The sequence below is a fragment of the Janthinobacterium tructae genome, from assembly GCF_006517255.1.
Taxonomy (GTDB): domain Bacteria; phylum Pseudomonadota; class Gammaproteobacteria; order Burkholderiales; family Burkholderiaceae_D; genus Janthinobacterium; species Janthinobacterium tructae.
In genome coordinates this window covers 4,632,188-4,657,508 of record NZ_CP041185.1, presented here as the reverse complement: position 1 = coordinate 4,657,508, position 25,321 = coordinate 4,632,188, and the positions used below count along the sequence as shown (strand labels likewise).

Annotated in this window: 22 protein-coding genes; 4 read left to right on the top strand and 18 right to left on the bottom strand. The window is 61.2% G+C overall.

The genetic code is table 11. The features are described 5' to 3' along the window. Nucleotides 1-38: 38 nt before the first annotated feature. Genes FJQ89_RS20435 through pilM form a run of 3 tightly spaced genes read right to left on the bottom strand, consistent with a single transcriptional unit; the run spans nt 39 to nt 2,266 of the window. Entirely contained in the window at nt 39-1,061 is a 1,023-nt protein-coding gene (locus FJQ89_RS20435) for a pilus assembly protein PilP (RefSeq protein ID WP_141171481.1), read from the bottom strand. Nucleotides 1,062-1,076: 15 nt separating this feature from the next. Then, the gene (locus FJQ89_RS20430; RefSeq protein WP_168208493.1) at nt 1,077-1,637 is read right to left on the bottom strand and encodes a PilN domain-containing protein; all 561 of its coding nucleotides are present in this window, start codon (nt 1,635-1,637) and stop codon (nt 1,077-1,079) included. Next, complete coding sequence (gene pilM, locus FJQ89_RS20425; protein WP_168208492.1) at nt 1,634-2,266, bottom strand: pilus assembly protein PilM; 633 nt, start codon at nt 2,264-2,266, stop codon at nt 1,634-1,636. The genes FJQ89_RS20430 and pilM overlap by 4 nt, the downstream gene beginning before the upstream one ends. Before the next feature lie 300 nt (nt 2,267-2,566). Here pilM and FJQ89_RS20420 point away from each other — a divergent pair, with 300 nt between their 5' ends. After that, nucleotides 2,567-4,912: a penicillin-binding protein 1A gene (locus FJQ89_RS20420; RefSeq protein WP_141171478.1), complete on the top strand. Its 2,346-nt coding sequence runs from the start codon at nt 2,567-2,569 to the stop codon at nt 4,910-4,912. Nucleotides 4,913-5,051: 139 nt separating this feature from the next. Here the strand turns inward: FJQ89_RS20420 and cyaY are convergent, their stop codons facing one another. After that, nucleotides 5,052-5,381, bottom strand: a complete 330-nt coding sequence (gene cyaY, locus FJQ89_RS20415; protein WP_071079755.1) for an iron donor protein CyaY — start codon at nt 5,379-5,381, stop codon at nt 5,052-5,054. 40 nt (nt 5,382-5,421) lie between these two features. Here cyaY and lptM point away from each other — a divergent pair, with 40 nt between their 5' ends. Next, entirely contained in the window at nt 5,422-5,604 is a 183-nt protein-coding gene (gene lptM / locus FJQ89_RS20410; RefSeq protein WP_141171477.1) for an LPS translocon maturation chaperone LptM, read from the top strand. Here lptM and FJQ89_RS20405 read toward each other — a convergent pair. The 5 genes from FJQ89_RS20405 to FJQ89_RS20385 all read right to left on the bottom strand — a co-directional run bounded on the left by FJQ89_RS20405 (nt 5,601) and on the right by FJQ89_RS20385 (nt 11,495). Beyond that, nucleotides 5,601-6,254 (bottom strand): protein-methionine-sulfoxide reductase heme-binding subunit MsrQ, encoded by a 654-nt coding sequence (locus tag FJQ89_RS20405; RefSeq protein WP_141171476.1) that lies wholly within the window; start codon nt 6,252-6,254, stop codon nt 5,601-5,603. The two genes, lptM and FJQ89_RS20405, sit on opposite strands and share 4 nt — an antisense overlap. A 9-nt stretch (nt 6,255-6,263) precedes the next feature. After that, complete coding sequence (msrP, locus tag FJQ89_RS20400; protein ID WP_071079758.1) at nt 6,264-7,241, bottom strand: protein-methionine-sulfoxide reductase catalytic subunit MsrP; 978 nt, start codon at nt 7,239-7,241, stop codon at nt 6,264-6,266. An 84-nt stretch (nt 7,242-7,325) separates the two neighbouring features. Further along, on the bottom strand, nt 7,326-8,477 hold the full coding sequence (gene ccsB, locus FJQ89_RS20395) for a c-type cytochrome biogenesis protein CcsB (RefSeq protein ID WP_141172908.1): 1,152 nt from the start codon (nt 8,475-8,477) through the stop codon (nt 7,326-7,328). Between the two features lie 64 nt (nt 8,478-8,541). Beyond that, nucleotides 8,542-10,638: a cytochrome c biogenesis protein ResB gene (locus FJQ89_RS20390; protein ID WP_141171475.1), complete on the bottom strand. Its 2,097-nt coding sequence runs from the start codon at nt 10,636-10,638 to the stop codon at nt 8,542-8,544. A 185-nt stretch (nt 10,639-10,823) separates the two neighbouring features. After that, the gene (locus tag FJQ89_RS20385) at nt 10,824-11,495 is read right to left on the bottom strand and encodes a c-type cytochrome (protein WP_141171474.1); all 672 of its coding nucleotides are present in this window, start codon (nt 11,493-11,495) and stop codon (nt 10,824-10,826) included. Nucleotides 11,496-11,681: 186 nt separating this feature from the next. Here FJQ89_RS20385 and yihA point away from each other — a divergent pair, with 186 nt between their 5' ends. After that, entirely contained in the window at nt 11,682-12,419 is a 738-nt protein-coding gene (yihA, locus tag FJQ89_RS20380; RefSeq protein WP_141171473.1) for a ribosome biogenesis GTP-binding protein YihA/YsxC, read from the top strand. Nucleotides 12,420-12,489: 70 nt separating this feature from the next. Here yihA and FJQ89_RS20375 read toward each other — a convergent pair whose 3' ends face one another. From FJQ89_RS20375 to FJQ89_RS20355, 5 genes are all read right to left on the bottom strand, one after another. Continuing rightward, nucleotides 12,490-13,398, bottom strand: a complete 909-nt coding sequence (locus FJQ89_RS20375) for a hypothetical protein (RefSeq protein WP_243136152.1) — start codon at nt 13,396-13,398, stop codon at nt 12,490-12,492. A gap of 266 nt (nt 13,399-13,664) precedes the next feature. Next, on the bottom strand, nt 13,665-16,775 hold the full coding sequence (locus FJQ89_RS20370) for an efflux RND transporter permease subunit (protein WP_141171472.1): 3,111 nt from the start codon (nt 16,773-16,775) through the stop codon (nt 13,665-13,667). Next, a complete protein-coding gene (locus FJQ89_RS20365) occupies nt 16,772-17,944 on the bottom strand; it encodes an efflux RND transporter periplasmic adaptor subunit (protein WP_141171471.1) in 1,173 nt (390 codons plus the stop codon). Before FJQ89_RS20365 ends, FJQ89_RS20370 begins: the two co-directional genes overlap by 4 nt. Before the next feature lie 87 nt (nt 17,945-18,031). Then, nucleotides 18,032-19,390 (bottom strand): ATP-binding protein, encoded by a 1,359-nt coding sequence (locus tag FJQ89_RS20360; protein ID WP_141171470.1) that lies wholly within the window; start codon nt 19,388-19,390, stop codon nt 18,032-18,034. Further along, nucleotides 19,387-20,115, bottom strand: a complete 729-nt coding sequence (locus FJQ89_RS20355) for a response regulator (RefSeq protein WP_141171469.1) — start codon at nt 20,113-20,115, stop codon at nt 19,387-19,389. Before FJQ89_RS20355 ends, FJQ89_RS20360 begins: the two co-directional genes overlap by 4 nt. A gap of 198 nt (nt 20,116-20,313) precedes the next feature. Between FJQ89_RS20355 and FJQ89_RS20350 the strand changes: the two genes are divergently transcribed. Further along, a complete protein-coding gene (locus FJQ89_RS20350) occupies nt 20,314-20,817 on the top strand; it encodes a Spy/CpxP family protein refolding chaperone (protein ID WP_168208491.1) in 504 nt (167 codons plus the stop codon). A gap of 100 nt (nt 20,818-20,917) precedes the next feature. Here FJQ89_RS20350 and dsbD read toward each other — a convergent pair whose 3' ends face one another. The 4 genes from dsbD to rpsD all read right to left on the bottom strand — a co-directional run bounded on the left by dsbD (nt 20,918) and on the right by rpsD (nt 25,264). Beyond that, nucleotides 20,918-22,867 (bottom strand): protein-disulfide reductase DsbD, encoded by a 1,950-nt coding sequence (gene dsbD, locus FJQ89_RS20345; RefSeq protein ID WP_141171467.1) that lies wholly within the window; start codon nt 22,865-22,867, stop codon nt 20,918-20,920. Between the two features lie 158 nt (nt 22,868-23,025). Continuing rightward, nucleotides 23,026-23,418, bottom strand: a complete 393-nt coding sequence (rplQ, locus tag FJQ89_RS20340) for a 50S ribosomal protein L17 (RefSeq protein ID WP_010394482.1) — start codon at nt 23,416-23,418, stop codon at nt 23,026-23,028. A 133-nt stretch (nt 23,419-23,551) separates the two neighbouring features. Continuing rightward, entirely contained in the window at nt 23,552-24,529 is a 978-nt protein-coding gene (locus tag FJQ89_RS20335; RefSeq protein WP_008444343.1) for a DNA-directed RNA polymerase subunit alpha, read from the bottom strand. A 111-nt stretch (nt 24,530-24,640) separates the two neighbouring features. Then, nucleotides 24,641-25,264: a 30S ribosomal protein S4 gene (rpsD, locus tag FJQ89_RS20330; protein ID WP_010394478.1), complete on the bottom strand. Its 624-nt coding sequence runs from the start codon at nt 25,262-25,264 to the stop codon at nt 24,641-24,643. Nucleotides 25,265-25,321: the final 57 nt, after the last annotated feature.

Sequence of the window (25,321 nt, the reverse complement as noted above, 5' to 3'; positions counted from 1 at the left end):
CAATAGCCAACACATGAAACACATCCACACAGACGGCTTCATGGTGTGGCCTCCGGCACACTGGTCCTGGCGTCACCCGGCTTTTGCAGGGACAGGCTGCCATGCCGTTCGCGCCACCCGCCGCCCGCGTCCGGCAGCAACTCTTTGTACTGCAGCGCCTGTTCGCTCATCTGCGTGACCCGGCCGTGGTCTGGCCCCAGATACTGGCCCACTGCCACCCGGTACACGCGCTGGCCCGCCAGCAGCAGCGCGCTCAGGCGCCCTTCCTGTTGCACGCTGCCCACCATGCTGATGGCCGGCAAGGCGACGCTTTCCAGCGGCTCGCGCACACGGCGCGGGTCGGGTCCGGCCACGCTGCCATGCTGCCCTGGCGCGCTTGCCGCTGGCAAGGCGCCAAAAGGGTCGGCCAGGGCAGCGGCCGCGTACGCCTGCGGCGCGACAGCGGCAAGCGGGCGCCATGCTGGCGCGCCGGTCTTTGGAGGCAATGCCGCTTGCGCCGCCAGCTCCCCCGCTTCGGGCAAGCGATACGCGTGCAGCACGGCATCGAGGGTCAGCAAGCGATCCTTGCCCAGGGTCAAGGCCAGCTCATGCACCGTGACGATGCGCGGCAGGCGCGCCAGGTCCGCCAGCAACGCGCCCATGGCGTGATAGCCACCGCGCAACTGTATGGCGATCGGCAAGGCGACATACGGCGTTTGCGGCCGGGCCGCGCCCGGTTTGAACAGCGAAACTTGCAGGCCGCGCGACTGGCCTGCGGCGTTAATGTCCGTCAACAACAGCGCCATCGCCTGCGGGTCGGGCAATTGCTGTTCCAGCTGGGCCAGCTCGGCGCCAGCCTGGCGCCGCTGCGCACGCCACTGCGGCAACTGGCTCGCCCTGGCCTGCGCCGCCAGATACCCGGCGCGCAAGCGGCCCTCCTCGTCTTGCGCCGCCTGCACGGCGGCCACCAGTCCATCCAGCCACGCGGCGTGCAGCAGCGCGGCTACCAGCGTACCGGCCAGGGTGGCGCAAGCGAGGCGCACGGGTAGCGGCCACAGCGACGCGGTCTTCAAGCTCAGCATGATCAACCTCCACGACTAAGATTGCCCAGCGGGTGCCAACGCCAGCCGTATCGTCCATTCCACGGCGCCCTCTGACGCGCCGCGCACTTCAATCACTTCCGGCCGGGACCAGGGGGCGGCCTGCTCCAGCGCCAGCAGCAGTGCCGCGACCTTGTCCTGCGACGCAGCCTGCCCCTGCAGGCGCACCAGCGCCGTTTCCTGGCGCACACTGTGCAAGGCCACACCGGCCGGCATCGCCCGCGCCAGCGCGTCCAGCATGCGCACCCAGGCATGGCGTTGCGCTTGTAATTTGGCAATGGCCTGCTGGCGCAGCAGCAGCGCCGCCGTCTCGCCCTGCACCCGCTTGCCGGAGACGAGGACGGCATTCACCTGCTGCATGGCATGGCGCCAGTCCTCCTGGCGACGCAGTCGCGCGTCGAGCTGGTGTTGCAGCCAGGCGCCTGCCGCCAGGGCCAACAGCAATCCCAGCATCGCCCCACCGGCCAGTTGCCACAGCAGCAGCTGACTGCGCCGGCGCCGTGCCGCCTGCCGATGCGGCAACAAGTTGATGCCTGGCACTTGCGCCACGGCCGTCATCGCGCGTACCGGTGCATGGCCAGGCCCCAGGCCAGCTGATAACTGAGGCCGCCGTCCGGCAAGGCTTGCCAGCCACCCTGCGCGAGTGCCGCCTGCAGGGCCAGCGCCTCGCTATCCATGACGATGGGCGTCAAGCCGGCCGCCATGGCCGCATCGAGGCGGCGCTGCACGCTGGCGCGCCGCGCCGCCACCAGCAGCACGTCGATCTCCGTGTCCGTCTGGCCCGCAAGCGGCGGCGCGGGGCCAAGAATGAAAAAATCCAGGCTGGCGTCTTCCAGTGCAAACGGCATGTATTGGGCCGCCTCCAGCTCCACCAGGATTTCCAGCTGTTCCTCCGGCAAGCCGGCGGGCAGGCGTATCACATGCGTGATCAAGGCCGTGGCCGGCATGGCCAGCGCCACGCGGGTGCAGCCGCTGCCACTGTTGCGGCATGCCAGGCGCACGGCGCTGGCCAGGCCCTGCGGATCTTCGACATGACCTTCCAGCATCACTCCTGCCGCCAGCGCGGCGCTGCCGCAATGCCGGCACGACAATTTCCCTCGCCGGCGCCTCAACTCGACCACGCGCACGCCATCGTCCGCCATGTCGACGCCCAGCAAGCCGATGCCAAGAAAACTGCGGATAGACATGTTTTTCATAGAGAAACGTCAGCGTGGGAGGGGTTGCTGCCTTCGGCAAGCCTAGTCCTGGCAGCGCGCGCTTGTAAACGGATTTCACGCCGGTGTCTGCGGCGCGCGGCGTCTATCTGGCCTGGCTGTGATCTGGCGCAGAAAAACTGTTACCAAATCCTGGTTGCCAGCGGGCCAATACACGCTTATATAGAGTATCGACAAGTTTCAACACTCCCCCGGCAAGCGCCACGGCGCGCTGCCACCCCGGCAAGCTCGCTTATAATTGGCCGGCATAATTAACCGAAAGACATACGACGCATGACATCTTCAAACTCCGCTGGCTCCGCTGGCTCGAAGCCGCCCACCAAGGGCAGCAAACCCAAACGTTTCCTGCTGATGGCCCTGGTATCGCTGCTGGGCCTGGGCATCGTCGGCGTCTTGCTGGTGGTCTTTGGCCTGGCCATGGCCTATCCGAACCTGCCGGCGCTCGATACCTTGACCGATTACAAGCCAAAGATGCCGCTGCGCGTGTTCACGTCCGACAGTGTGCTGATCGGCGAGTTCGGCGAAGAGCGACGCAACATGGTGCACATCAAGGATATTCCCGATGTCATGAAGAAAGCCGTGCTGGCCATCGAAGATGACCGTTTCTATGAACATGGCGGCGTCGATTACCTGGGCATCACGCGTGCGGCCCTGCACAACCTGACGGGCGGCGCCAAGCAAGGCGCATCGACCATCACGCAACAGGTGGCGCGCAATTTCTTTCTGTCCAGCGAACAGACCTTGAAACGCAAGGCCTATGAAGTCTTGCTGGCATGGAAAATCGAGAAAAACCTCAGCAAGGACCAGATCCTCGAAGTGTATATGAACCAGATTTATCTGGGTCAGCGCGCCTACGGCTTCGCCTCGGCCGCGCAAATCTATTTCGGCAAGAATATCCAGGACCTGACCGTGGCCGAAGCGGCCATGCTGGCAGGCTTGCCGAAGGCGCCGTCGGCCTACAACCCCGTCGTCAATCCGAAACGCGCGCGCATGCGCCAGCAATACATTCTGCAGCGCATGGCGCAGCTGGGCTACATCACCCCGGCGCAGTTCGAAGAAGCGAAAAATGAAGAGCTGAAAGTAAAGACCGACAGCAGCGCCTTCGGCGTGCACGCGGAATACGTGTCGGAAATGGCGCGCCAGCTGGTCTACGAACAATTCAAGGAAGACACCTATACGCGCGGCCTGAACGTCTACACCACCATCACCAAGGCCGACCAGGACGCCGCCTATATCGCCTTGCGCAAGGGCGTGATGGATTACGAGAAACGCCACGGCTACCGCGGCCCGGAAGCCTACATCGAGATTCCGAAAACCAAGGCCGAAGCGGACGACGCCATCGAGACGGAGCTGGCCGACCACCCGGACAGCGACGACATCATCGCCGCCATGGTGCTGCAGGCATCACCCAAATCGTTGCAGGCAGTCACGTCGGCCGGCGAGGAAATCACCATTACCGGCCCCGGCCTGACCTTCGGCGCGGCCTGGCTGTCGGAAAAAGCGGCGCCGAACCGGCGCATCAAGCGCGGCGCCGTGATCCGCGTCATGCAAGAAGGCAACGCCTGGGTCCTGACGCAGATGCCGGAAGTGCAATCGGCGTTCGTGTCGGCCAGCACCACCGACGGCGCCATTCGCGCCATGGTGGGCGGCTTCGATTACAACCGCAACAAGTTCAACCACGTCACGCAGGCGTGGCGCCAGCCCGGTTCCGCCTTCAAGCCCTTCATCTATTCCGCTTCGCTGGAACGGGGCCTGTCGCCGGCCACCATCATCAACGATGCGCCGATCTCGTTCGATGCGGGCCAGACGGGCGGCCAGGCGTGGGAACCGAAAAACTACGACAGCAAATACGATGGCCCGATGACCATGCGCAAGGGCTTGATGAAATCGAAGAACATGATTTCCATCCGCATCCTGCACAAGATCGGCGCCAAGTATGGCCAGGAATACGCGACGCGTTTCGGCTTTGATGCGGACAAGAACCCGCCGTACCTGACCCTGGCCCTGGGCGCCGGTAACGTGACACCGCTGCAGATGGCGGGCGCCTACGCCGTCTTCGCCAACGGCGGCTACAAGATCAACCCGTACCTGATCGCCAAGGTGACCGATAGCGATGGCAATATCCTGTCGCAAGCCAAGCCGGACCTGGCGGGCGAGGAAGCCAACCGCGTCATCGACGAGCGCAATGCCTTCATGATGAACAGCATGCTCAACGACGTCGTGCGCTTCGGCACGGCGAACAAGGCCATGGCCTTGAAGCGCCCTGACCTGGCCGGCAAAACAGGCACCACCAACGATTCCATCGACGCCTGGTTCGCCGGTTACCAGGCCAAGCTGGTGGGCATCGCCTGGATCGGCTACGACCAGCCGCGCAACCTGGGCAACCGGGAAACGGGCGGCGGCCTGGCCTTGCCAATCTGGATCAACTACATGGCGAAGGCATTGAAAAGCATTCCCGTCGAGGAACGCGCCGTGCCGGAAGGCCTGATACGCGTGGGCGACGAGTATTACTATGCGGAAAATCCGCCGGGCACGGGCGTAGGCAGCCTGGAAGGCGCGGCGCGCGGCACGCCGGAGGAAGAAAAAGCGAAAGAAGCCGTGAAGAACGAGTTGTTCTGACGGCAGCGCATGGAGTAGGTCGGGTTAGGCCGCAGGCCGTAACCCGACACCACGCCGGCGCCAGATGTTGTCGGATTACGCAAGCAAAAAGGGCAGCCCATGCAGGCTGCCCTTTTTTTATTGCGTGCGGCTAAAACAATTACTTCAGCACGACGGGCGCGCCCGCCTGCTCGCTGGCCATGCTGGACAAGGCGGCAAACAGTTCCGAGCCGTCGCGCGTGTTGATCCATTCATCGCCCACGCGCTTGTAATGAAAACCGCCGGAACGGGCGGCCACCCACATTTCGCGCATGGGGGCCTGGCTGTTGACGATGATTTTTGTGCCGTTGTCGATGAATTCGATTTCCAGCACATTGCCGCTGCGGCTGCATTCGACGTCGAGCACGTCTTCATCGTTCAGCCGGTCCAGCGCCGTGGCGATCTGGGTCAGGGTGGCTTCGGCCAGGGCCAGGAATTCCGATTCGCTCATGCTACACTCCAAAGATCTTAATCAAACCGTGATTCTAATCGTGAAGTCATCCTCAGCGTTTTATATCGGCACCGCCATTGTGGTTTCCAGCGTCCTGGCCGGCTGTGGCCAGCCCGGCCCCCTGTACCTGCCCAAGCCGCCAGCGGCCAAAGGTGCGCCAGCCAAGGGCCCGGTCGAACCGGCCCCCGTGCCGCCGCCACCGGTCATCGTGCCCGTCACCTAAACGGAGCGCACCGGGGTGGCTGCCTTGGCCGCCCTGGCGCTCTTCTCTCGCTTGTTCCAGGCAAAAGCCACGCGTATTAGCAGCAGTAGCGCGACGATACTGCCGAACAGGATCGGTTGCGCGAAATTATGCTTGCCCGCCTTCATCCACCAGAAATGCAGGATGCCCAGCGGCGCGATGATGTAGATCAGCCGGTGCAGCCACTGCCAGCGCTTGCCACCGAGGCGCTTGACCATGCTGTTCGTGCTCGTCACGGCCAGCGGAATGAGCAAGACGAAGGCGATGAAACCCACCGTGATGAACGGCCGCTTGAGCACATCCTTCCACATTTCCTGCACATCAAAAAAGTGATCGAACCATAAAAAAGTGGTGAAGTGCAGCGCCGCGTAGAAAAACGCGAACAGGCCCAGCATGCGGCGCAGCTTGATCAGCCAGTTCCATTGCGTGAAGCGCCGCAAGGGCGTGACAGCCAGGCTGATGCACAGGAAATACAGGGTCCAGTCGCCCGTGCCGCGCGTGATGAATTCCAGCGGCTCCACCAGTTGCCCCGTGTACGTCAGCCAGACCATGCGCGCAAACGGCAGCAGCGCCAGCAGAAAAACCAGGCTTTTGAATAGCGACAATTGTCTCGACGTGGGGTTGAGGGCCATGGTCGTTCCTTAAAAAAACTTCTTCAGATCCATGCCCGCGTACAAGGAAGCGACATCGTTGTAGCCATTGAACATCAGGGTCTTGCGCTTGCGCGTGAGAAAGCCGTCTTCGCCGATGCGCCGCTCGGACGCTTGCGACCAGCGCGGATGATCGACGTTCGGGTTCACGTTCGAGTAAAAACCGTATTCCGACGGCGCCGACAGGTTCCACGACGTGCGCGGCTGTTCCTTGACGAAACGGATCTTGACGATGGATTTGGCTGACTTGAAACCATATTTCCACGGCAAGACCATGCGCACGGGCGCGCCATTCTGGTTCGGCAAGGTTTCGCCATACATGCCCAGGGTCAGCAGCGCCAGCGGATGGTTCGCTTCATCGATGCGCAAGCCTTCCGTATACGGCCACTGCAGCACGCGGCTACCCACGCCCGGCATCTGCTTCTTGTCGGCCAGGGTGATGAATTCCACGTACTTGGCATTGCCCGTCGGTTCGACCTTCTTGATGATTTCCGAGAAGGAATAGCCGACCCACGGGATGACCATCGACCAGCCTTCCACACAGCGCAGCCGGTAGACGCGCTCTTCCAGCGGCGCCAGTTTTAACAGCGCATCGAGATCGAGGGTCATGGGCTTCTTGACCTCGCCTTCGATGCTGACCGTCCACGGCCGCGTGCGCAAGGTGCCCGCGTTTTGCGCGGGGTCGCTCTTGTCCGTACCGAATTCGTAGAAATTGTTGTAGCTGGTGGCGTCTTTATAGGCCGTCTGCTTTTCCAGCGCCGAATAGGCGGGATTGAGCTTGGCAGCCAGCTTCGGATTGGTGCCTTGCGCGAACGCTTCGCGGCTGGCCATTTCCAGCAGGGCCGCGCTGGACACGGAGCCCAGTGCCACTTGCTTGATGAAGCTGCGGCGCGATTCAAACACGGCGCGCGGCGTGATTTCGGAAGAATACGGCAATTCAATGCCGTTGGGACTGCGCTTGATCAACATGGCGGCTCCGGAAAAAGGTGATTGGATATACCTTACACCAGTTTTTCCGGGCCGTTCATGACGCTTCTGTCATGCAAAAATCAATTACAACTTGCCGTAGGAATGCAGGCCTGAAAGGAACATATTCACGCCCAGGAAGGCAAACGTCGTCACCAGCAAGCCCACCAGCGCCCACCAGGCGGCGACGCGGCCGCGCAAGCCCGTCATCAATCGCATGTGCAGCCAGGCTGCATAGTTGAGCCAGACGATCAGCGCCCACGTTTCTTTTGGATCCCACGACCAGTAGCCGCCCCACGCTTCGGCCGCCCACAGGGCGCCCAGGATGGTCGCTACCGTGAAGAAAGCAAAGCCCACGGAAATGGCCTTGTACATGACGTCGTCGAGCACTTCCAGCGACGGCAGACGGTCGACCAGGTAGCCGCTCGACTTGAGCAGGTAGGCCGCGGCCACCATGGCCGACAGGGCGAACGTGCCGTAGCCGATGAAGTTGGCCGGCACGTGGATCTTCATCCACCAGCTTTGCAGGGCCGGCACCAGCGGCTGGATTTCGGCCGCGTCGCGCGTGACCGTGTACCACATCAGGAACACCACGGCTGCCGAAATGACCAGCATGACGAAGGCGCCCAGCTGGCGCGTCGCATAATGCTGCTCGTAATACAGGTAGAACATGGCCGTGATCAAGGAAAACAGGATGAACACTTCATACAGGTTCGAGACGGGAATATGGCCCACGTCGGCGCCGATCAGATAAGACTCGTACCAGCGCACCAGCATGCCCGTCAGGCCCAGCACCACGCCGGCCCAGCACAGCAGGGAGCCGACGGACGAGCCGAATTCCGAGCGCGCCACCAGGCCGATCCAGTAGAACAGGGTCGACAGCACGAAAAGCGTGCCCATCCACAGAATGGCGGACTGGCTCGACAAGATGTATTTGAGGAAGAATTTCTGGTTCGCCATCTCCAGATGGCCCGCGTACAGCTCGATGGCGAACAGCGACAGCACGGCCGCCACGGGGATCAGCCAGCGCACGGGCTTCCAGTACCAGCCCAGCCACGCAAACGTGGGCGCCGCAGCCAGCAGGATGGCCTTTTCATAGATATCCATGAAGGCGCCAAAGCGCATCAGGCCGAACAGGGAGGCGGCCAGCAAGCCGGCGCCATACAGCCAATCGATCAGGCTCAGGCGCTTGAAAAATCCTGGTTCCTGCGTATATATTTGCTTGTTTGCCAATTCCATCATTTTCTCCATTCCCGGAGACGCGCAAGCGTCCCGAAACTCAGCCAATCCAACTCAGCGCAGCTTACGCCGATTGCGGCAGCTTTGCCTTCAAAGTCTCAAATTCTTTTTCAAAATCCAGCGTCTTGCGTTGCGTGCTCATGGCCATCAAGGCTTCGCTGCCGCCTTCGCCATCCTTGATCCACACCCACAGGCGGCGCTCGCGGATATAAAACATGGAAAACACGCCGATCACGAGGAACAGGCAACCGAGGTACACCACGCTCTTGCCCGGCGAACGCGTCACCTGCAGCACGGACGCCTTGATCTCCGTGAACTCGTCGAGCTGCAGATACACGGGCGCGCCATAGAAGAAGCTGTCGGACAGCGCATTCGTGGCCAGTTGCAGGAAGCGGCCGTGCTTGTCATCGGCCTCGATGGCTTTCAAGCCATCCTGGGCGCGCGCCGCCTGCCATAAGTCCCACAGGCTGCCATTCAGGATTTTCATGAAGATATCGGCCGCTTTTTCTTGCTCGGCCGCAGGCACTTTCTCCAGGAAACGTGAAATGGCGAGGAAACCACCCTCTTGCCCATTGCCGGCAAAGATGCCCAGGCTTTTCGCCGCCGATTCCTGCAACTGGCCGCGCAGGGCTTCCGCGTTCGCCTGCGGCATGGCGCGCGCCGCATAGCGCGCGGCAGCTTGCTGGCGCAGCGCCGGATCTTGCAGCGCGGCACGCAAACGCATCCATTCCGTCACGCTGTAATTGTCATCGACGGGAATGCGCAGATAGCTGAACGGGTCGCTGGGGTTGACGCGCATGCCGGCCAGGAACACCGTCGTGCCATCCACTGTGACAGGCTGCATGTAGTTCTGGTACTCGCGCGCCTGGCCCGTCTTGTCGCGCAATTTGTATTGCACCGAGGGGCCCACATTCTTGAGATCCTTGTTGTTCGCATTTTTCGCGGCCGAACCGAGGCGCTTGTCCAGGCCGACGGCAAATTTATCGTTGAAACTTTCCGCCTTGCTGACGGCGCGCACATCCTGGCCGGCGCTGAGGTTTTCCACGTTGAAGGGACGGAAACCCGACCATTCCACCGTGTAGGAATTGCCATCGCTGCGCTCGAGCGGCGTACTGCCGCCTACTTCGCCGCCGATATCGAAGCGTTTCGTCGTCTTGCCCGTCATGGGAAAACCCGTCAACTTGAGCTTGCTGCCGCCATCCTCAAAGCTGGACTGGTACAGGGCCAGGCCCTTGTACAACAGCGGCTGGTTGACTTTGATGGTGGCAGGAAAACTTTCTCCCGTGACATGGTCGGTGATGACGACATCGCTGGCAAACAGCTTCGGCATGCCGGTGCTGTAGAAATCGATGTGGAATTTTTTCAGCAGGATGGTGATCGGCAGATCCTGGATCAGCACGCCATCGGCCTGGGGAATGATGGCCGTGTTGCTCGACGAGCCTTCCGGGATCATGGTATTGCCACGGAAAGTAGGATTTGACAGACTCAAACGGTGCTGGGCGGGAATGTCGGCAATCACGCCGCTGCCGGAAAATGGCGTCTTGCCAAAAAACCATTGCTGTACGCGGATCGGCATTTCCGAGTCGAGCAAGCCGCCCACGCAGATGATGACGATGGCGCCGTGGGCAAAGATATAGCCCCATTTATTGGCCGCGCCGCGCTTGGCCGCCACCAGGGTGGCGTTGTCCTTCTCGACCACCTTGGCCGCATAGCCGCTGTCTTTCAGGCGCATCACCATCTGCTGTGCCAGCACGGCGCGCGGCAGCGGCACCTGCCATTCCATCTTGTGATGGAAATTGCGCAACGATTGCTCGCGCACATTGTCGCGCCAGCTGCGCATATCCTTGAGCATCTTCGGCGCATTGCGCACGATGCACAGCGAGGTCGAGGCGACGAGGAAGCCCATGATCACCAGGAACCACCAGGCCGAATACACGGAATACAGGCTCAGCTTGTCGAAGACGGCGAACCAGAACGGACCGAACTGGTTCACATAATTGGGCATGGGCTCGTTCTGCTTGAGCACGGTGCCGATGATGGAGGCGACGGCGATCAGTGTCAGCAGGCTGATGGCAAAGCGCATCGACGAGACCAGCTCGACGAATTCAGCCAGGCTGCGGCGTTGGGTCTTTAACTCGATTCCGGTCGTGCCTGTGCTCATACGTGGATACTCATACGGGATATGCAATCTTCAAGAAAATGTGGCATGGAGCAGATAGTTTCTCCACGCAAGGCGGCAGCATACTCCAGTTTTGGCCCCTGCCATAAAAAAGGGCAGCCTGTTGAGACGGCCGCCCTGGTTCATGCGCGATGGTACGCCAGGCAATCTCTTGCCACTATGAAAACTTACTTCAGGCCGGCGATGTAATCGGCCACGGCAGCAATCTCGTCATCCGACATGCGGGCGGCGATGGTGTGCATTTGCGCGCTGTTCTTGCGGGCATCAGCCTTGGTGCTGCGGAACATCGTCAGCTGGGCCACCGTGTAGTCCTGGTGCTGGCCGGCGATGCGCGGATACTGGACGGGCATGCCATTGCCCGTCGCGCCATGACAGCTGGCGCAGGCAGCAACTTGCTTGGAAGCAATGCCACCACGGTAGATTTTCTTGCCCAGGTCGATCGTATCCTTGTTTTTCGCGGCGCCCGGCTTGGACAGCTGCGCGCCCAGGTAGGCGGCGATATTCTTCTTGTCGGCGTCGCTGAGCATCTTCGCGTACGTCGTCATGACGGGCTGGTTGCGCTCCGGCGTGGTGAAATCGACCAGTTGCTTGTAGATATAGCTTTCGTGCTGGCCGGCCAGCTTCGGGTTGACCGTGATGGTCGAGTTGCCGGCCGCACCATGGCAGGACACGCAGGCAGGCAAGCCGCGCGCCGCATCGCCATCGGCGTACAGGGTAGCGCCCTTGGCGGCATCGGCCTTGACGGCCGGTTTCGGTGCTTCGACCGCGGAAGCAGTTGCCGATACAGCCAGCAAAGCGAGCAGCATGGATTTGATAAACGGTGAAAACGCACGATTCATTCAGGCACCCTGAGACAGTGAGAAATTAGTGGTGGACATTGCCGCGCTCCTGAGATTTTTGATTTATTTTCAGGGCCGCAAGCCGCATCGCTGCTACGCCGGCAACAATTAACAATCCCTTATTGTACAATAGCTTCTTGGCGTTATCGCTCCCTTATCGCTCCATTTTGTTGCTTTACTACTCCCATGTCAAAACTCTGGCAAGCCCGCTTCTTTACGACCGTCAACCAATTGCGTGACCTGCCCGATACCACGGTGCCGGAAATCGCTTTTGCCGGCCGCTCCAATGCCGGTAAATCGACCGCCATCAACATCTTGTGTAATCAGAAAGGCTTGGCGTTCGCCTCCAAGACACCTGGCCGTACCCAGCACATCAACTACTTCTCCATCGGCGGCGCCCATGTGGCGCAGCACCGCAAGGATGCGACCATCGTCGAAGAGATCGAATGCCTGCTGGTCGACTTGCCCGGCTATGGCTACGCGGAAGTTTCGGGCTCGGCCAAACTGCACTGGCAGCGCCTGCTGGGCGACTACGTGCAGCGCCGCGAGCAATTGGCGGGCCTGGTCCTGATCATGGATTCGCGCCGTCCGTTCACCGACCTGGACGTCCAGATGCTGGAATGGTTCGCCCCGACGGGTAAACCAATTCACTGCATCCTGACCAAAGTCGATAAGCTGAACCGCAATGAATCGGTGAATGCCTTGCGCCAGGCGAAAGCCAAGCTCGACAGCTATGTGGATGAAGACGGCATCGGCTTCCCGTTCACCGTGCAGCTGTTTTCCGCATTGAAGCGCGTTGGCATCGACGAAGCCAATGACAAAATCATGGAACTGGCCGGCATCAGCGAAGATGGCGCGGCCCAGATGGTCGAACTGATCGACATGGAAGACGACGTCGAGCCGGAGTCGGACAAACCGGCTTGATCGAGATCAACGCTACGTAAAAAAAGGCTGCCCGTTCACACGGTGCAGCCTTTTTTATTGCGCTGAGCGTTTAACGCCGTCCCGGCCCTGGCCTCTTCTCGGAAAAGAATTCCTGGCGCAGGAAGGCAGTCAGCTCGGCCGTGTCTTCCACGCGGGCGCTGAGGTTGACGTTACGCCCCAGGCGCCGCGACTCCCAGACGAAGTCGCCCGGTTTTTCGGCACGGATCAACTGGATCATCTTCTTGATGATGGCCGATTCGATATCGGGTTCATTGCCCAGTTCCACTTTTTCCTGCTTCAGCCAATTGCGCTTGAAGTTGCCATTCCAGCCCTTGAACTTGACTTCGGCACTGAACGAAGTCTGGTTGACGATGGAAAACACGCCACCCGAATCCTCGCGGTCGCTGCCCGAATTGCGCCCCTGGGCACCGGCGATATTCGCCTTGGCCACGCGCATGGCACGGTCGTTCTCGCTTTCCTCGGCAGGCGGCGTGGGATTCTGCGCCTCACGCTGCTTGCGGCGCTGCTCGATCATCGAACTCATGTCTTCGGCCGGCGGCGGCGGCAACGGCACTTTCGATACCAGCGGCGGCGTGAAGGTTTCCAGTTTTGGCTTGTCGCGCGGCACGTCCTTGCTCACCACGCGCTTGCTCGGCGCCGGTGGCGGTTTCACCTTGGCCACTTTCGTGTCCTTCGGCTTGGGCGTGGGTTTCGGCTGCGGCTTCGGTTGCGGCTTGTCCTTCAGGGGTGCGATGTAGACCATCGCGCTTTCCTTCTTCGGCGGCGGGATCTTTTCGATCTTGTCGCTGCGCAACAGGACATACGCCGCCAGCAGCACATGCAGCAAGACGGACACGCCGAGCGCAACCTTGCGCGTGGTGCTGGTCCTGGACCCGTAGGCCGGCAGTGGCTGGATCACTTGCCCGCAGGTGGGGCAAACATCGGAATCGGCAGCCAACAAATGGGTCGTGTCATGCAAAATGAATCGTGCTTTCTGTGTAGCGAAGAAATAACATTACAGGCCAGCCATAGTGCCAGAGTCCCTTGCTTTTGGGAACACTTCCTCGGCCTTTCCAACCCGAAGCGTACAGGATAGCGACATTCCTTGCAGCGCCACCAGAGTACCCGAGCCGTCCCTTGATGGTTGTTACCGTATGTATCACTGCCCATACAAAACCGGCGCCCCATTCACGCAGGAATGGGGCGCCGGTCACGGGTCAACGGATCAAAGGGCAACGCAAGCGCTCAAGCCTTGTTGTCGAGTGCCACCAGTTGCTCGTCCGTCACCGGCCCCGTGCCGCTGTACTTATCCAGGAACAAATAGATGACGGGGGTGATGAACAGGGTAATCACTTGCGAAAACAGCAACCCGCCGACCACGGCCAGACCCAGCGGCTGGCGCAGCTCGGCGCCGGCGCCCAGGCCCAGGGCGATGGGCAAGGCACCCATCAGGGCCGCCGCCGATGTCATCATGATGGGGCGGAAACGCAGGATGCAGGCCTGGCGGATGGCTTCAGGCGGGCTCATGCCCTCATTGCGCTGCGCATGCAAGGCAAAGTCGATCATCATGATGGCGTTTTTCTTGACGATACCGATCAGCATCAAGATACCGATGATGGCGATCATCGTCAGGTCCATGCCGAACAGGCGCAAGGTCAACAGCGCCCCCACGGCCGCCGACGGCAAGCCAGCCAGGATGGTCAGCGGGTGGATATAGCTTTCATACAGCACGCCGAGCAGCACATAGATCACGGCCAGCGCGGCGATGATGAGGATGATCTGGCTGGACTGCGAATCCTGGAACACGGCCGCGTCGCCGCCGTAGCGCGTGATGATGGAGGCCGGCAAGCTCATGTCCTTGCCCATCACGTCGATCTTGCCCGTGGCGACACCCAGCGGCACGTCCGGCGCCAGGTTGAAGGCGATGGTCACGGCCTGCAACTGTCCCTGGTGATTCACGGACGTGGGTCCGATCGTGCGCTCCACGTAGGCAATACTCGACAGTTTCACCAGTTCGCCCGACTTGCTGCGCACGGACACGCGCGTGAGCGCATCGTCATACTGGCGATCCGCCGTGGCCGCTTCCAGGATCACGTAATAGCTCGCTGCCGACGAATAGATGGTCGACACTTGCCGCTCGCCAAAGGCGCTGTACAGGGCCGTGCGGATATCGGACATTTGCACGCCCAGCAGACTGGCCTTGTCGCGGTCGATCCGCAGGGACGCCTGCAAGCCCTTGATCTGTGAATCGCTGGTGACGTCGCGGAACGCGGGATCGGCGCGCATGCCAGCAATAAACTTTTCCGCCCAGTCATTCAAGGCATCGGGACTGACGCTTTGCAAGGTGTACTGGTAGCGGCTCTTGCTCTGGCGTCCACCCAGCTGCAAGTTTTGCACGGGACGGAAATACACGGCCATGCCGGGCACGGTACTCGTCGCGCGGCGCAGGTTTTCCAGCACCACGGGCATTTTCGGCCGTTCGCTGCGCGGTTTCAGCACCATGAACATGCGGCCCGTGTTGCCGCCACCGACGAACGAGGTCACATCCTGCACGCTGGGGTCCGCCTTGAGCACGGCCGCCACGCGCGATTGCAAGTCCTGCAATGCCGCAGAAGAAATATCCTCCGACGCTTCCGTATTCACCTGGATCTGGCCCAGGTCTTCCTCGGGAAAGAAACCCTTCGGAATGGTCGCGTACAGCAGCACTGTCAGCGCAAAGGTGCACACGGCAACAAACAGCACCACGTTGCGGTGCGCCAGGGCCTTGTCGAGCAGATGCACATAGCCATTGCGCAACTTCGTGAACCCCGCCTCGAAGTGACGGCCGATGAAGGACTTTTCGCCATGCGTGGGGTCGCTGTCGTTGTGTTCGCGCGAGTCGGCCGGCAGGAAGCGGCTGGCCAGCATCGGCACCAGGGTCAGCGACACGATGGCCGAGACGAGGATGGACAGCGAGACGACGACGGCAAACTCGTGGAACAGCAAGCCGATCACGCCCGGCATGAAGAAGATGGGGATGAACACGGCCACCAGCGAGACGGAAATGGAAATGATGGTGAACCCCATTTCCTTGGCGCCCACGAGAGCCGCCTGGATCGGTTTCTTGCCCATCTCGATATGGCGCACGATGTTTTCCAGCACCACGATGGCATCGTCGACTACCAGGCCCACGGCCAGGGTGATACCCAGCAGGGAGATATTGTCGAGGCTGTAGCCAAGCCAGTACAGCAGGGCCAGCGCACCGAGCAGGGAAATCGGCATGGTGACGGCGGGAATGAAAGTGGCGGCCGCGCGGTGCAGGAACAAAAAGATCACCAGCACTACCAGGATCACCGTCAGGGCCAGGGTCAGATTGACGTCGTGGATCGCTTCGCGGATCGAGACGGAACGGTCATTGACCAGGCTGATCTGAATGGAAGCGGGCAATTGCGCCTTGAAACCCGGCAAGAGTTTGCGCACGGCATCGACCACTTGCACCGTGTTCGCATCCGGTTGGCGCTGCACCAGCAAGGTGATCGAGCGCTCGCCATTGAAACTGCCGGCCGTCTTGGTTGACTGGAAACTGTCTTCCACTTCGGCCACTTCCTTGAGCCGCACGGGCTGGCCATTGCGCGTGGCGACGATGAGTTCGGCAAAATCGGCCGCCTTCATCATCTGCGGGTTGCCCTGGATGGTCAGCGTCTGGCTGGGGCCGTCGAGGATGCCCAGCGGCGAATTCGTGTTCGAAGCGCGCAGTGCGGCGGCCAGCTCGTCCATCGTCAGGTTGCGCGCATTCATCAGGTCGGCACGGGCACGCACGCGCACGGCGAAGCGTTTCTGGCCATTCACGCTGACCTGGGCCACGCCAGGCAAGGTCGACAGGCTGGGCGCAATCAGGTTTTCCGCATAATCATTCAGATCCGACAAGTTCAGCGATGGCGACGTCATCTGGATGAACAGCACCGGCGCATCGGCCGGATTGACTTTGCGGTAGGACGGCAAGTCCGTCATTTCCGTCGGCAACTGGCGCTGCGCGCGCAGCAGGGCCGCCTGCACATCGACGGCAGCCTCGTTGACATTGATGCTGGCGTCAAACTCCAGGGTCAGCGAGGTATTGCCCAGGGTACTCGTCGAGGTGATCAGGCTCAGGCCGGCAATCGTGGAAAACTGCTTTTCCAGCGGCAAGGCCACGGAAGACGCCATGGTCTCGGGGCTGGCGCCGGCCAGGTCGGCGCTGACGTTGATGACGGGCGTGTTATAGCTCGGCAAGGCCGCCACGGGAATGTGGCCATACGCCAGCACGCCGGCCAGGATAATGGAGAGGGACAGCAGCACCACCATGACGGGGCGGCGGATGCTCAGTTCGGACAGGTTCATGCTGGCTTGCCCTGCGGTGCGGCAGCGCCATCGGCGGCCTTGTGTTTTTCCGCCAGGCGCACCTTGCCGCCAGGACGCAGGTTCTGCTTGCCGTCGACGATGACTTTTTCGTCGCCGGTCAATCCGGTGACGACGGCATTCGGGCCGAACGCATACACGCGGGCAATCTTGCGCACCTTGGCCGTATTATCGGCTTCCATCGAATACACGAAGATGCCCGTGGTATTGGTGATGATGGCGTTTTGCGGGATGACCAGCGCATCCTTGAGCGTGCGCACCGTCAGCTGCGTATTCACATACTGGCCAGGCCACAGGTCGGTAGCGCCATTGTTGAAACGGGCCTTGACCTTGATCACGCCCGTAGCGGGATCGACGGCATTGTCGATGAAACTCAGTTTACCTTCCAGCTGCTTGCCGCCCGCATCGGCCAGCAGCGCCTTGACCGCCACCTCGCCCGCCTTCTGCGCCGCCAGCAAGCCCGACAGACTGCTTTCCGGCAAGGTGAAGACCACATCGATCGGGTCGAGCTGGGTGATGCTGGTGAGCGAAGTAGTCGGCTGCACCAGGCTGCCCGCGTACACATTGATGGCGCCCACGCGGCCCCCCTGCGGCGCGCGCAGGACGGTGTAGCTGGAATCGACCTGGGCGGCGCGCAAGGCGGCCTGGTCGGCGGCCAGCAAGGCGCGTGCCGCGTCGAGCTGGCTTTGCAGGGTATCCACGGCGCCCTGGGCGATGAAGTTCTTGCTCAGCAAATCCTGGCTGCGCTTGAGCTGGCGTTCGAGGTCCAGCACCGAGGCGCGGTCACGCAATACTTGCGCCTGCGCCTTGTCGACATTCGCATGTTCGCTGCGCGCGTCCAGCGTAAACATCAGTTCGCCCTGCTTGACGAACTGGCCTTCGCGGATGTGCACCTTGGTGATCGTACTGGTCGTCTGTGGATGCAGGTCGACGCTGCTGATGGGCGTCACGCTGCCATTGGCTTGCAGCAGCATCGGCACGTCCTGGCGCAGCGGCGCGACCACGCTCACCGTGGTCGGCCCCTGTCCGCCCTTGCCCCCTTTGCCATCCTGCCCACCGGCCGCTTTGCCCGACTGATGATTGAAATACCAGATGCCGCCACCGATACACAGGGCCGCACCCACAAGGATTGCCAGGCTAGTCTTTTTCATTGTTCTGTCACGCTGTTGCAGCGCAGGGCTGCAGGTTGGATGTAGTTGCCAGGGGGCATAAAGCACAATATTGTCGCACGGAAATGCTCACTTTCCAGCGTAATACTCTGGCACGATCAGGGTAACTTCCAGTCCACCGTCGACATGATTGAGCAGTGAAACCGTGGCGCCATGCTGCTCGGCGATGTTGCGCGCGATGGTCAGGCCCAGGCCCGTGCCGCCCGATTCGCGCGAACGCGAGGTCTCGATACGATAAAACGGTTCGAACACTTTGGCCAGCTGATCTGGCGCAATACCCGGTCCGCCGTCGCGGATGCGGATGCGCGCCACGCCGGCGATGCGCTCGACCGTCACCTGCGCATACTGGCCATATTTGACGGCATTGTCGATCAAGTTCACCAGGCAACGCCGCATGGCGATGGGCCGGGCCATCAAGGCCATGCTGGCCTGCCCGGCCAGGGTCACGTTCTGGCCGGCATCGGCCGCATCCGAGCAGACGCTATCTAACAGGGAATCGAGATCGAGCGCCTGCATCGCTTCCGTGCTGTCCATCGAACGGGCCAGGTCCAGTCCTTCCTTGACCATGCTCTGCATGGCCGACAGGTCGCCCACCAGGCGCTCATACAATTCCGTATCGGCCACCTTTTCCAGCCGCAGGCGCAGGCGCGTCAGCGGCGTCTGCAAGTCGTGCGTGATGGCGGCCAGCATTTGTGTACGCTGGGAAATATGTTGGCGTATGCGCGCCTGCATGGCATTGAAGGCGGCGCTGGCCTGGCGGATCTCGCTGGCCCCGGACAGGGTCAGCGGCGGATGGTTGATGTCGTTGCCCAGGTCTTTTGCCGCCTGCGCCAGCTGTTTCAGCGGGCGCATGGTCATGCGCGTGACCAGGTAGGCGAGGATGGCGATGCTGATCAGGAAAGGCAGCAGGGTCATCCAGTCGTTATGTTCATTGAACGGCGGTTGCTGGCGCGGCGGCAAGACCATCAGGCGCAGCACGTGGCCATCCTGCATGCGCACGTCGAGGTTTTCGCAGGTGCCGCCCCAAGGCTTGGCGCCGAACATGCCCGGCGACTGGCGCGGCTTGACGCAGGCTTCCGGGCGTTCGGCCAGCGCGCTGACCTTGAAACCCTCGCCCAGCTTGGCTTGCAGGGCGCTGGAAAATTCCGTCGGCGCGCCGGGCGTATGTGCCGTGTCGGGACGCAATTCCAGGCGCACGCTGCCCTTGTTGGCGACCTTCAGGTAGGCGGCGCGCGAGGCCAGCGGCACCACGTCGGCCGCCATCACCAGCTGCTCGGCCCGCTCGACGGCGTGGTAATCGCGGTATTGCTCGATGGCGCGCTGGCGTTCGCCCACGGCCAGCCACTGCGTCAGCGCGGCCGAAGCGACGATGCCGATCAGCAGAAACATGAAGACTCTGCCCGTCATCGACCCCAGGAAGGCCTTCACGCGTGCGGCTCCACGTTGACTTGCCCGGCCAGCACGTAGCCGCCGTTCCGCACGGTCTTGATGATTTGCGGCAAACGGGCATCTTCACCGAGTTTTTGCCGCAGGCGGCTGATCTGGATATCGATCGAGCGGTCGAACGGGTCGGCGTCGCGCCCTTGCGTCAGGTTCAGCAACTGGTCACGGTTGAGCACGCGGTTCGGGTGTTCCAGGAACACGCGCAACAAGCGGAACTCGGCGCCCGACAGCATGATCACCAGGCCCGTGGGATTGAGCAGGTGGCGCGCCGTGAGGTCCAGGGTCCAGCCGGAAAAACGAATTTGCTGCGCCTTGTCCGAGGGCACGTTCGACGGCATGGCATGGCTGCGGCGCAGCACGCTGCGTATGCGCGCCAGCAATTCGCGGGGCTCGAACGGTTTCGGCAAATAATCGTCGGCGCCCATTTCCAGGCCCAGGATGCGGTCCAGCGGTTCATTGCGCGCCGTCAACATGATCACCGGCACAATCGATTGGGCACGCAGCTTGCGGCACAAGGTCAGGCCGTCGTCGCCAGGCAGGTTCAAATCGAGCACGATCAGGTCGGGCCGCGTTTCGTCGAGAATTTTCCACATGGCCGTGCCATCCGCCGCGCCCAGGGTGCGGTAGGCGTTCGTTTCCAGGTAGTCCGCCAGCAAGCTGCGGATATCGCGGTCATCGTCGACGATGAGAATTGTAGAAGTGGGTTCCATGGTACGAATTATCCCCACTTCCCCTACCCTTGCACAGCGCATTTGTATCGTCTTGTATATAGGAGACCCGAAGAAACATATAGATACAAACTGTCTGGCAGCGGACACTTCGGGGAAACATGGCGCGTCCACCATGGATTCATGTGCAGCAGCATGCACACCTCTCATTTTTACAAAGGAATCCAGATGAACGCCTCAATGAAGACTTTACGCAAAAACTTGATCATCGCCATGAGCGTACTCGGCATGGGTGCGGCATCGCTGACCGTCCACGCCCAGGAAGCGGCCGCCAGCGCGCCTGCCGCCAGCACCAAGATGCAACATGATGGCCAACGCGGCCAGCACCGCGGTGGCAACCCGGCCGAGCGCATGGCCAAGTACCAGGCCCGTTTGCACGACAAGCTGAAGCTGACAGCCGCGCAGGAACCGGCCTGGGCCACTTTCACGGCCGCCAATGCGCCGAAAAAACCGATGGGCGACTGGAAGGCCAAGCACGAAGCGACGGCCAAGCTGTCGGCGCCGGAACGCATGGAACAATGGATCGCCATGTCGAAGGAACGCATCGCCAGCCAGGAAAGTCGCCTGGCCTCGCTGAAAACCTTTTATGCCGTGCTGACGCCGGAGCAAAAGAAAGTGTTTGACGACAGCGTGCCTGGCGGCAAGCACGGTGGCCATCGTGGTGGTCACCATAAAGCAGGCTGAGCGTAGGTCGGATTAGCGGCGGAACGCCGCGTAATCCGACAACATTGTTGGTGCTGAACGTGGTGGTGTCGGATTACGGCCCGAAGGGCCGTAATCCGACCTACTCGTCAAGCTTGCGCAAGGAAGTCAGGAACGTCGATGCATTCTGGAAACCGATCACGCGCGACTGGGCGATTTCCTGCCCCTGCGGGTTGAACATGATGATGCCAGGCGGGCCGAACAGCTGAAAACGCTTCAGCATGGCCTTGTCGTCCGCGTCATTGGCCGTCACGTCCACTTGCAGCAGCACGGCTTGCCCCATCTTCTCGCGCACGGCAGGGTCGACGAAGGTCAGCTTTTCCATCTCGATGCACGACACGCACCAGTCCGCATAAAAATCCAGCAAGGCCGGCTTGCCATTAAGCTGGGCCAGCGCCGCATCGAGCTGCGCCACGGTCTTTACGCGCGTAAATGGTTGCGCATGCACCTGGCCACCGCCCAGGTGCGCCAGCGGCGCCAGCGGGTCGCGGCCACCGCTGGCCACGCCCACCAGCTGCATCGCACCCAGCACGGCAAACACCAGGCCGAAGGCCTTGGCCACCCAGGCGTTCCGCGCGCCGCTCTTGCCCACCAGCAGATACATGCCATAGCCGACGAACAGCACCGTCCAGCCCAGCATCTGCACGGCGCCCGGCAGCACGGGCGAGACCAGCCACCAGGCCACGCCCAGCTGCAGCACGCCAAAGAAGCGCTTGACGGCATCCATCCAGGCGCCGGCGCGCGGCAGCAGAGTGCCGGCCGAGACGCCCACCAACAGCAAAGGCACGCTCATGCCCACCGCCATGGCGAACAGGGCGCTGCCGCCGATGACGACGTCGCGCGTCTGGCTGATATACAGCAAGGCACCGGCCAGCGGCGCGGCCACGCATGGCCCCACGATCAGGGCGGAAATGGCGCCCATGACGAAGACGCCCGCCAGGCGGCCCGACGATTGCTGGTTCGACACGGACGTCAGCTTGCCTTGCAGGAAAGCCGGCACTTGCAGCTCATAAAAACCGAACATCGACAGCGCCAGGCCCGCCATCAGCAAGGCGAAAAAGCCCAGCACCCACGGATTTTGCAGCTTGGCCGCCAGGCCTTCGCCCGCCAGGCCCGCCGCCACGCCCAGCGCCGTGTAGACGATGGCCATGCCCAGCGCATACGTCAGCGACAGCAGCAAGCCGCGCGAGCGGCTGACCTTGGCGCCATCGCCGATGATGATCGACGACAAAATCGGCACCATCGGCAGCACGCACGGGGTGAACGCCAGGCCCAGGCCCAGCAGCATGAACAGGGGCACGATGACCAGCAGCTTGCCGCCCTTCAGGGCCGATTCGATCTTGCCCAGCTCGTTTTGCGCGGGCGCCGCGCTTGCCGCCACAGGAACCGCCGCTACCGGCTCGGGCGTGCTGATGATGTCCGCCTGGGGAATGCTCAGCACGGACACGCCAGGCGAAGCTTGCGCCTGCGGCCCGTTGACGGCCGACGTGTCGACTGCCGGCGCGGCCGGCAAGGCGAATTTCGACGGCAGACCCGTGCCGGGCGCCACGCTCTGGCCACCGCCACCGCCCACCAGCTGGGCCGTCGCATCCTGCGGCGCATAGCACAGGCCCTTGTCGGAACAGCCCTGCCCCGTCGCCTTCAGGGTGAACGCGCCAGCGGCCTGCACTGGAATCGTGATGGTCAGCGTCTTGCGGAACGTTTCCACGTTTTTCTGGAAAGTGTCGTCAAACTTGACCTTGCCAGCCGGATACACGGGCGTGCCCAGTTTGGCACCCACGGCGTCGAACTTGAAGCGCTCATGGTACATGTAGTAACCATCGGCAATCACATAGGTGACGGCGATGGTGGACGGATCCTGCATGCGGGCGGAAAATTTGAAGGCCAGCTCGGGATCGAGGAACTCATCGTCGGCACGGGCATGGCCGGCGCCAAAAACGGCGATCAACAGGAAGCAACAGGCAGCAAACCAGGTGAGCAAAGGATGGCGTGGCGCGGCGCGCGCGGTGGCGCTGGAGAGGAGACGGGACATGAACTACCTTTTCGACCATTCGACAGAGGACGCGCGGAGCAGGCAGCGCGTGTGCCGGGCCGGCGCGAAAGGAGAATAGTACACTGCGGTAAGAATGACTGCAGCAGAAAACAAAAAAGCCAGGCTAGGCCTGGCTTTCTCAGATACAACTGGCGGGATTACTCGCCAGCGATTTCAACTGCTTCGGTCGTGTCTGGACGATCCATCAGTTCGACGAACGCCATAGGAGCGTTATCGCCTACGCGGAAACCCATTTTCAGGATGCGCACATAGCCGCCGTTACGGTTAGCGTAACGTGGGCCCAGTTCAGCGAACAGCTTCAAGACCATTTCACGATCGCGCAGGCGGTTGAAGGCCAGACGCTTGTTTGCCAGGCAGTCAGTTTTGCCCAAGGTCAGAATTGGCTCGACAACGCGGCGCAGTTCTTTTGCTTTTGGCAGGGTGGTTTTGATCGCTTCGTGACGCAGCAGCGATACTGTCATGTTGCGCAGCATTGCCAGACGGTGGGACGAGGTACGATTCAGTTTACGGAGGCCGTGACCGTGACGCATGATAAATCCTTTCGGTGAGTGTTTAAATTCCAGCTCTTCGATCGATGAAGCTAGTGCAACATCGCGGGCCGGTTTGGTGCTTCAAAATAAAAGCCTGGGACACCTGTCCCAAGCAGTTTGCTACAACTACGAATTACTTTTCCAGGCCTGCAGGCGGCCAGTTTTCCAGCTTCATGCCCAAGGTCAAGCCGCGCGATGCCAGCACTTCCTTGATTTCGTTCAGGGACTTGCGGCCCAGATTTGGCGTTTTCAGCAGTTCGTTTTCCGAACGTTGGATCAGGTCGCCGATGTAGTAGATGTTTTCCGCTTTCAGGCAGTTCGCCGAACGCACGGTCAACTCCAGGTCATCGACTGGACGCAACAGGATAGGATCGACCAGCGGAGCGCGCGATGGCGCTTCGGCGGCAGCTTCCGTGCCTTCCAGGGCAGCGAACACATTCAACTGGTCCACCAGGACGCGGGCCGACTGGCGGATCGCTTCTTCCGGCGAGATCACGCCGTTGGTTTCGATGTTGATGATCAGCTTGTCCAGGTCGGTACGTTGTTCAACGCGCGCCGATTCAACGAAGTACGATACACGGCGCACTGGCGAGAACGACGCGTCCAGGATGATGCGGCCGATGGTCTTGTTCGTGTCTTCCGACAGGCGACGCACGTTACCAGGCACGTAGCCGCGGCCTTTTTCAACCTTGATCTGCATGTCCAGCTTGCCACCAGCGGTCAGGTGGGCGATCACGTGGTCAGGGTTGATCAGTTCGACGTCATGCGGCAGGTCGATGTCGGAGGCCAGGATCGCGCCTTCGCCTTCTTTTTTCAGGGTCAGGGTTACCGAATCGCGGTTGTGGACTTTGAAAACCACACCCTTCAAGTTCAGCAACAGATCGACGACGTCTTCTTGCACGCCATCGAGGGAGGAATATTCGTGGACGACGCCAGCGATCGTCACTTCGGTCGGCGCGTAGCCTACCATCGACGACAGCAGAACGCGGCGCAACGCGTTACCCAATGTGTGGCCATAGCCGCGCTCGAACGGTTCCATCACGACTTTGGCGTGACCTGCACCGAGAGCTTCAACATCGATAATACGTGGCTTCAACAAACTGTTTTGCATGAAATGTCCTTTTCAATACCCTCGGCTCATTACACCGATAAGGCTGATGGCATTAGTGAAACGCCCACTTTACAAAAGCAAAGTGGGCGGAGATCTTGCTACTGACTACTATTAACGCGAGTACAGCTCGACGATCAGCGATTCGTTGACGTCGTTAGCGATTTCGTTACGCTCTGGCAGGGACTTGAAGGTACCTTCCATTTTCTTGGCATCAACCGAAACCCAGCTAGGCATACCAACTTGTTCAGCCAGCGACAGTGCTTCAACGATACGCACTTGCTTTTTCGATTTTTCACGAACAGCAACGATGTCGCCAACTTTGACTGCGTACGAAGCGATGTTCACAACGATACCGTTCACGGTGAACGCTTTGTGGCTGACCAATTGACGCGCTTCAGCGCGGGTCGAGCCAAAGCCCATGCGGTAGCAAACGTTGTCCAGACGCGTTTCCAGCAACTTCAACAGCGTTTCGCCGGTGTTGCCTTTACGACGGTCTGCTTCAGCGAAGTAGCGGCGGAATTGACGTTCCAGCACGCCGTACATGCGTTTTACTTTTTGCTTTTCGCGCAGTTGGTTACCGTAGTCCGAGGTGCGGGCGCCGGATTTGACACCGTGCTGGCCTGGTTTGACGTCCAGTTTGCACTTGCTGTCGAGCGAGCGACGTGCGCTCTTCAGGAACAGGTCAGTACCTTCACGGCGGGAGAGTTTTGCTTTAGGTCCGATATAACGTGCCACGATACTTCCTTTTTTTAATGATAACGCCCCAGCCACATGCATGATCGAACACGCTGC

Bases quoted from the DNA above. Each gene is read 5' to 3' on its own strand.
- rplQ (WP_010394482.1), bottom strand. From the start codon at position 23,418: ATGCGTCACGGTCACGGCCTCCGTAAACTGAATCGTACCTCGTCCCAC.
- msrP (WP_071079758.1), bottom strand. From the start codon at position 7,241: ATGTTGATCAAGCGCAGTCCCAACGGCATTGAATTGCCGTATTCTTCC.
- cyaY (WP_071079755.1), bottom strand. From the start codon at position 5,381: ATGAGCGAATCGGAATTCCTGGCCCTGGCCGAAGCCACCCTGACCCAG.
- yihA (WP_141171473.1), top strand. From the start codon at position 11,682: ATGTCAAAACTCTGGCAAGCCCGCTTCTTTACGACCGTCAACCAATTG.
- FJQ89_RS20355 (WP_141171469.1), bottom strand. From the start codon at position 20,115: ATGGAACCCACTTCTACAATTCTCATCGTCGACGATGACCGCGATATC.
- FJQ89_RS20430 (WP_168208493.1), bottom strand. From the start codon at position 1,637: ATGACGGCCGTGGCGCAAGTGCCAGGCATCAACTTGTTGCCGCATCGG.
- FJQ89_RS20350 (WP_168208491.1), top strand. From the start codon at position 20,314: ATGAAGACTTTACGCAAAAACTTGATCATCGCCATGAGCGTACTCGGC.
- FJQ89_RS20435 (WP_141171481.1), bottom strand. From the start codon at position 1,061: ATGCTGAGCTTGAAGACCGCGTCGCTGTGGCCGCTACCCGTGCGCCTC.
- ccsB (WP_141172908.1), bottom strand. From the start codon at position 8,477: ATGGAATTGGCAAACAAGCAAATATATACGCAGGAACCAGGATTTTTC.
- FJQ89_RS20370 (WP_141171472.1), bottom strand. From the start codon at position 16,775: ATGAACCTGTCCGAACTGAGCATCCGCCGCCCCGTCATGGTGGTGCTG.
- FJQ89_RS20405 (WP_141171476.1), bottom strand. From the start codon at position 6,254: ATGGCCCTCAACCCCACGTCGAGACAATTGTCGCTATTCAAAAGCCTG.
- pilM (WP_168208492.1), bottom strand. From the start codon at position 2,266: ATGTCTATCCGCAGTTTTCTTGGCATCGGCTTGCTGGGCGTCGACATG.
- FJQ89_RS20390 (WP_141171475.1), bottom strand. From the start codon at position 10,638: ATGAGCACAGGCACGACCGGAATCGAGTTAAAGACCCAACGCCGCAGC.
- FJQ89_RS20335 (WP_008444343.1), bottom strand. From the start codon at position 24,529: ATGCAAAACAGTTTGTTGAAGCCACGTATTATCGATGTTGAAGCTCTC.
- FJQ89_RS20385 (WP_141171474.1), bottom strand. From the start codon at position 11,495: ATGAATCGTGCGTTTTCACCGTTTATCAAATCCATGCTGCTCGCTTTG.
- FJQ89_RS20420 (WP_141171478.1), top strand. From the start codon at position 2,567: ATGACATCTTCAAACTCCGCTGGCTCCGCTGGCTCGAAGCCGCCCACC.
- dsbD (WP_141171467.1), bottom strand. From the start codon at position 22,867: ATGTCCCGTCTCCTCTCCAGCGCCACCGCGCGCGCCGCGCCACGCCAT.
- FJQ89_RS20365 (WP_141171471.1), bottom strand. From the start codon at position 17,944: ATGAAAAAGACTAGCCTGGCAATCCTTGTGGGTGCGGCCCTGTGTATC.